At 39.0% G+C, this 7,560-nt stretch carries 3 protein-coding genes; all 3 read right to left on the bottom strand.

What is annotated here, in order from left to right; translation table 11 throughout:
* Positions 1-19 precede the first annotated feature (19 nt).
* Positions 20-1,093 (bottom strand): FUSC family protein, encoded by a 1,074-nt coding sequence (locus tag V7137_RS06220; RefSeq protein WP_335697266.1) that lies wholly within the window; start codon positions 1,091-1,093, stop codon positions 20-22.
* 222 nt (positions 1,094-1,315) lie between these two features.
* Positions 1,316-5,785 carry a glutamate synthase-related protein gene (locus V7137_RS06215; RefSeq protein ID WP_335697265.1) on the bottom strand — a complete coding sequence of 1,490 codons (4,470 nt, stop codon included), beginning with the start codon at positions 5,783-5,785 and terminating at the stop codon, positions 1,316-1,318.
* Between the two features lie 318 nt (positions 5,786-6,103).
* Positions 6,104-7,399, bottom strand: coding sequence for a glutamate-1-semialdehyde 2,1-aminomutase (locus V7137_RS06210; protein WP_335697264.1), 1,296 nt, complete (start codon positions 7,397-7,399; stop codon positions 6,104-6,106).
* Between the last annotated feature and the right edge of the window lie 161 nt (positions 7,400-7,560).

Genomic DNA, 7,560 nt, shown 5'->3' with positions numbered 1-7,560 from the left:
AAGCTTTAACATAGCCTTATTATAGTATGTCTTCCTCAATCGATACTTCATTATGATGGTACGAATGAAAGCTTGTTATCAAGGTATCTAAGTGTTCTACCTGTTCACCATAATCAATAATCGACGCTATGATTTGCATTGTATGATATTGATGTGGATGGTCAGGCTCATTATTTTCTTTCTGGTGGAGTAAAAATAAATCAAATAATTGCTTTTTATTTAAGCAAACGTTATTTTCAGAATCAGTAAGAGGGTTTGGAATTTTACCAATGAACCTGAGCATAAGTTGTTCATGATGGTAAATGAGACAATCCAATTGTTCTTGAATGGCTTGCTGAAATGTTTGTGGAAGATGTAATAGTTCATTCTCAAACCGATGAAGTCGTTTTAACGTATCAAGTGCTTTTTTGGCCGCTGAATGCATTTGCCTATAAATAACTAGTTTACGTGATTTTTCTAAACTATTTTTCTTAAAATAGCTGCGTTCTTCTTTATACATCGTGTAAAACAGACCCATTTGGATGATATTTTCTTTTAATTTAACAATATCTGTTTTGAGAAGATTATGATCAAAGTCATGACGCGTGCTTAAGCGAATCCATCTAATGATTTCTTCAGTCGTACTTGTCATTTTGAAGTATAGTTTGTTTTCATATCTTGGCGGCATAAACACAAGGTTGACTAAAAAAGCGGAAAATACTCCAATCATGATGGTAGAAAAGCGGATTCCTGCAAAAGGAATGAAATTCCCGCCAGTAGTTTCCATAATCGAAATGAGTGTGACAAGCGATAATCCAATTGTATTTTCGAGTTTAAGCTTTAAATTTATGGCGATGACAATGATGGCTGCTAATCCAATAACAATAATATGATTTCCTAAGAGAAGAACAAAAACAACTGCAAGCAAAGCACCAATGAGATTTCCTTGAATTTGTTCAATGATTGTTAAATAGGAACGATAAATGGTTGGTTGAATCGCAAATATGGCAGCAATGCCAGCGAATACCGGAGAGGGCGAGTGTAATATCTGACCCAAGTAAAGTGAGAGTACAATAGCAATTCCCGTTTTTAAAATGCGGGCACCTAACTTCATTCTGAATGGATTCCTTTCAATAATATATAATTTGTTCTCTAAAGATTTTAAGTTATTCAGCCTCTATACGCAGAGGTTTTTCTATTAAGCAAATTTTTACTATACATGGATTAACTCAGAGAATCAAGAGTATAATATGAATTTATTTGCTATTTGTTAAGAAATATTTGGAATGAAAAAAACGTCCGCTAATGCAGCGGACGTTAAATGTATTTTTATAAATCACTCAGTCGATACAGATGGATCAGCTTGCTCTTTGACAGGAATAACTTGCACAAAGTGATTTTCAACATTAGTTAGAAGTTCACGAAGTTGTTGTGCTTCTTCCGCCTGACCATTCTGTTCAAGCAAGTCAGTATATTTGGTTAATAGCTCGTTGATATCCTGTTTGCCTTTTTCAGTTAAGTCAGCAACTGAAACCTTTGCACCTTTAGCAATTCTTCTCTGAATCGCTTCTTTGGTTAATCTCATTTCAGGCTGCTGACGAATATAGACAACCCCGCCTGTCATACCGGCACAGATCCATGGACCTGGGTCTCCAAGCACAAGGCCGCGGCCATTTGTCATATATTCAAAGGCAAACCCTTTGATATTCGCATTTGAGCCGATGTTACCAGCTTCATTTTCCGGTAGTGGTTTTTTAACAGTGCCGCCAATGATTAAATCAGCCCCAGAAAGACGTATTCCTGCTCTTGCATCTGCATTTCCTTGGGCGATTAGAAGTCCTTTTTGAGCTCCATAACCAAATCCTTTTCCTACAGAACCATTATAATATTGACCATTTTTTCCTTTAGATTTTAAAATCTGAATATTTCCACCAAAGGATGTTTTTCCGACACCGTCTTGACCGCCGCCATTAACGGTAATCTCGATCCCTTCACTATTGTAGGCACCTAAGCCATTTCCAGGAATTGAACCCTCTTTATATTTTAACTGGACGGATGGTAACTGCTTGTAAGAACCATCTAGTCTGCCGCGGACGCGGTGACAGGATACCCGGCTTCCCAGAACACGCTGTTCAGATGTTACACTAGTGAATTCGCGTGAAGAGTGTAATTGATCTACACTGCCATCAAGGTACTCTGCCCCCACAGCCACTTGCATTTGAACTTCTTCAATTGATTTTGATGCTTCATTTTTTGCAAACTGGCTAATTTCTAATGGTTTTAGCAAATAAGAGAGGCTTAGTTGACCTTGGCCTTTCATTTGCTCTAATAAGTCAGAACGACCGACTACATCTTGCAAATTACGTACTCCAATTGAAGCAGATAGGTCCTTTAACTCTGTTGCAAATGCAGTGAAGAGATTCATGATTCCTTGAACAGCTAAATCTAATTGGCGAGGAACAAAACGTCTTAGACCGTGTTCTTTAGCCTGTGCTTCTGATTCAATTTGTGTGGCAATACCAACGTGGCAAGTATCTAAATGGCAGCCACGGCAGGTAGTACATCCAATCGCCAGCATTGATAAAGTCCCAAAGCCAACACGATTAGCACCAAGAAGCATAATTTTCATAACGTCCATTGCACTTTTCATTCCACCGTCGGCCCAGAGTTCTACTTTGTGGCGGAGACCGCTCTCGAGCAGAGCATTATGGGCGGCTTTTACGCCAATTTCAACCGGTAATCCAACATGCTGAAGCGCGTGAATTCTAGCAGCACCTGTACCGCCATCGAATCCGCTTAAAGTGATAATATCTGCTCCAGCTTTAGCGATACCAACTGCTATTGTTCCAATATTCGGTACAACAGGTACTTTAACAGCTATCTTTGCTTGATCATTTGCTGTTTTTAATTCCAAAATCATCTGAGCTAAATCCTCAATTGAATAGATATCGTGATTGTTAGATGGTGATATCAAATCAGAACCAAGGGTTGCATTACGTGCTTCCGCAACCTTTGCAGTAACCTTTGAACCAGGTAGATGACCGCCTTCACCAGGCTTTGCCCCCTGACCAATTTTAATTTCTAAAAGGTTCGAAGAGTTTAGGAGTTCAGCATTGACACCAAATCTTCCGGAGGCAATCTGCTGTCCTCTTGTTTTTGGATATTTACCGAGCATATCTTTAATTTCTCCGCCTTCACCATTTAAGCTGACCATGTTTAAACGGTCTGCTCCTTCGGCATATGCCCTAAATGCTGTTTCATTTTGAGAACCAAAGGACATGGAAGAAATAAGGAACGGTAAATCATGTTCACCGACGCGAAGATCTACATCAGCTGGTGATATTTGTTTTTTGCTTTGTTTAAGTTGAACTAAATGGCGAATCGTTGTTGGATTTTCCATTTCTTGTTCAGTGATTTTATCACGATAAACATTGTAGTCTCCAGTAGCGGCCACCTCACCAATAGCTTTCCAAATCCGTGGGAAGAGGTGGAAAGTCTTTCCGACTCTTTCCTTTTCATTATGGTAATCTTCGGCTCTTGATAAAGCATCAAGTTTCAATGCTTCAAAATCAGTCTCAAGTTCCTTCGAACCAAAAAAGTTAACAATGTTTAATAGATTGGCAATATCCTCATGTAAGCCAATACTTGAGAAGAGACGGCCGTAGCCTCGTAGTTCATGAATACCGATTGTTGAGATTACTTTTTCCAACCCTTTAGTAAGAGCGCTGTATAGATTTGTTAAAGGTTTTGACGTCTCGTCAAGAACTGTTAAGAACATATAGTAAGGGCTAATTAAATCTGCACCTAAACCAAATGCAGTAATAATATCATGAAGTGAACGAATTGCAGCAGAACGTAATACTAATGAACAGTCTCTTCTTATTTCTGCCTTCACAAGTGCTTGATCAATTACTGATGTTACTAGGTGTGGATCAATCCAATAGGAATCTTCCTGATGTGCTTTTGCGTCATCAAGTACAAGCAAGGTTTTTCCTGATTGAACTGCCTGAACGGCTTCATTTGCAAGTCTTTCTAGAGCCTGCTTTAACTTTTCTTCTTTTTTGAATGTTGTAGAGATAAAGGTTACTAGTTTTTGCTCTTGAAAATGCGAGACAACTTGATCAAAACTTGGCTGACCTAAACTATCTGATAGGCCATAGCCTGCTTTACCTTCTAATAATAAAGGCGTTGTTAACTCAATGACTGTTTCACTATTCTCTTTAGCGAATAAAGTTGGACGCTTTCCAATAATGACACGAGTTGAGAAATGCTCTGTTTCACGGTCTCTGTCAATCGCAGGATTCGTTACAACAGCAACACTTTCTTTGAAATAATCGGCAATATTTTTTCGTTCTGGGTTAAGTGCAGCAAGTGGTGCATCATGACCAAGTGAACGAATTGGTTCCACACCTTTTTCCGCCATCTGCTCGATTAATTGGATATGATCTCGTTCCCATCCAAATGATTTATATTGTCCATTATGGATTTTGTCAGGATAATTCATCGTAACTGTTTTTCCTAAGGAAGGTGGAAGCAAACGGGCCCTAACCTCACTGATATTTAACTTTTCAGAAAAACGAGAATACACTTCCGCCTGAAAACGATCTTGCTCAAAAACTTCCAGCGTTTCACCCTTCCATTTAAAGCCAACCTTTTCACCAGGTGCCAACGGTTTTGGTTCATTAACATATTCGCTCGAAGAAATGATTCCTGGTTCTGAGGAAAATAAATAAGAGCTTTCTGTCTCGAGCATCCATAGCGGGCGGAGTCCTAGTGCATCAACACTAAATACTGCTTCATCCCCATATCTTGAGATAATACCAGCAGGACCTTGAGCAAAATGTCCCCATGCTTCTCTCAAGTAGGTATATAAGTCTTGAAGGTTTTCAGGAAATGCCTTGATTTCATTGATGATTGGAGGGAATAAAACATCCATTGCCTCAAATAATGAAAAACCTTCGCAGCAAATTAATGTTTCCATCGTTCGGCTTAAATCTTGAGAGTCACTGCCATCTTTAACAAGGGGGACACCAATCATTCTTGCTTCATCACGAAGTTTTGCAATTGTATTAATCTCTCCATTGTGTCCGAGAACACTAAATGGCTGTACTCTGAAAAAGCTTGATAATGTATTTGTAGAATAACGATTATGTCCAAGTGTCATGGTAGAAGCAACAAGTGGATTTGCTAGATCATGATAGTAACGCGGGAGAATATCTCCTGCTCCCATTACCTTGTAAACCACATGGTTCTGACCTAATGAAGCCACATGAACTTGATCGTTTGTTTCAAAATCAATTAATACTTCGAACAGGCTCTTTGTTAATTCTTGACCTTTTTTTGAAGAAAGACAGGCGAACTGCCAGAAAACAGGATTTTCTTGAATTGCAATAGGGCCAAGGGCTGAAGCATCCGTTACTTGATCTGTTTCAAAAACTACATCAAAGTCGTATTTCTCTAGCTTATTAAGTAATTCTTGTTTCGTAGTTTGCCAGTTTACCTTTTGACTAATAAAAACATGACCAACAGCAAATTCTTCTTTCTCAACTAGTGTCGGTTCCTGACCTGCCTGGAGTAATTTTTCTTTCCAAAGAGCTATGGGGATATCGGTATGAATGCCGACTCCATCGCCTTCTCCATTAATAAAACCAGCGCGATGATTCATTGTCACAAGTGCGTCTATACAATCAAAAATATTTTTTCTAGTTGGTCGCTTAGTTTTTTCAAGACATGCGACGATACCACAAGCATCATGTTCTTGTTTGTGGAAATCCTTAAATAGGGAAGGGGTCCATTTTTGTGTCATCATATTAGGCTTTAGCAGCTATCCGCTAAGGCCATTTCACCTCCTATGAAACTAAAGTTTAAGTATATCATCGTTGCAGTTGTTTTCGTTTGTCACTTTAACGGGGTATATTGTTAAAGGATAAATATAAAAATAATAAGTTAATAGTATCATAAGAATTTTCAGAAATCAAATAAATATACATTAATTTGGATAAGAAAATAGTGGTTAAAAGGCGTTGGATAAATGAGGGAATATACTATTGTAAACGTTTTCAATTGATTTTCAAAGATAAAAGGAAGTGATTTCCACTTCCTTTTGTGCATAAAAACTGTATATTTATTCGTTTGATAGTAAGAAAAATGCATTTCTTACAGCATGTAAAGTAGCTTCAACATCCTCTTCTGTATGAGCGATAGTCAAAAACCATGCTTCATATTTGGATGGAGCCAGATTTATTCCTTGGTGGAGCATGTGCTTAAAGAACTTTGCGAATTTCTCTCCGTCCGTATTTTCTGCCTGTGCGTAGTTTACTACTTTTTCGTTTGTAAAATAAACAGTTAATGCACCTTTCAAACGATTAATTGTTATATCGATATTATTTTCTTTAGCAGCCTCTAAGATCCCCTCTTCGAGAATGGCACCTAATCGGTCTAAGTATTCATAAATTCCATCTTGTTTAAGCACTTCAAGACAAGCAATTCCAGAAAGGATAGAAGCTGGGTTTCCTGCCATCGTTCCTGCTTGATAGGCAGGTCCAAGCGGGGCAACTGTTTCCATAATTTCTATCCGTCCGCCGTAGGCCCCGATTGGCAGGCCGCCTCCAATTATTTTACCGAGGACTGTTAAATCTGGTTCAACTCCTACTAAATTCTGAGCACCACCATACATAAAACGAAATGCTGTAATCACCTCATCGTAAATCACTAGCGCACCAGCTTCATGGGTTAAGTCATTGACCTGTTGCAGAAAACCTGGGATTGGTTCCACAATCCCAAAGTTTCCTACGATGGGTTCCACTAATACAGCGGCGATTTGGTCGCCCCATTTCGCTAAAGCTTCTTTAAAAGGTTCTATATCATTAAAGGGTACAGTAATTACTTCTTGTGCGATGCTTTTTGGAACACCAGCAGAATCCGGTGTACCTAGAGTAGATGGGCCTGAGCCGGCTGCCACAAGGACGAGATCAGAGTGACCATGATAGCAGCCAGCAAATTTAATAATTTTATCTCGGCCCGTATAGGCTCGAGCAACGCGGATTGTTGTCATAACTGCCTCTGTCCCAGAGTTTACAAAACGGACTTTATCCATAGATGGAATTGCTTCTTTTAACATTTTTGCAAATTTTACTTCATGTGGTGTTGGAGTTCCATATAGGACACCACTTTCTGCTGCGCGTTTTATTGCTTCAGTTATATGTGGATGGGCATGACCAGTGATAATCGGCCCATAGGCGGCTAAATAATCAATGTACTGATTTCCGTCGACATCCCAGAAGTATGCACCTTGTGCACGTTCCATGACAACCGGTGCTCCACCCCCGACGGCCTTATAGGAACGTGATGGGCTGTTAACCCCGCCGACAATATGTTCGAGTGCTTCATTATGTAATCTCTCTGAATTAATAAATTTCATATTTTTTCCTCCCTCAATTAGTTCTATCCCATTTTAGCACTTTTTTAGATTACTTTTGTCTGTTTTCACAATTCCGATATTTTGCTAAGGCTCTTTTCGTAAACTTTGTTGCTTTTGGAGCTTAATAAGGGTCATTTAATACGTTTCTAGGCAATTTTCGC

Source organism: Neobacillus drentensis, assembly GCF_036962765.1.
Classification (GTDB): Bacteria; Bacillota; Bacilli; order Bacillales; family Cytobacillaceae; genus Neobacillus; species Neobacillus drentensis_C.
The sequence above is the reverse complement of the archived record's forward strand: the minus strand, read 5'-3'. Positions and strand labels throughout refer to the sequence as shown.

What these genes read in the sequence shown, in the direction of transcription:
- V7137_RS06220 (WP_335697266.1), bottom strand. Translation starts at nt 1,093, where the DNA reads ATGAAGTTAGGTGCCCGCATTTTAAAAACGGGAATTGCTATTGTACTC.
- V7137_RS06215 (WP_335697265.1), bottom strand. Translation starts at nt 5,785, where the DNA reads ATGACACAAAAATGGACCCCTTCCCTATTTAAGGATTTCCACAAACAA.
- V7137_RS06210 (WP_335697264.1), bottom strand. Translation starts at nt 7,399, where the DNA reads ATGAAATTTATTAATTCAGAGAGATTACATAATGAAGCACTCGAACAT.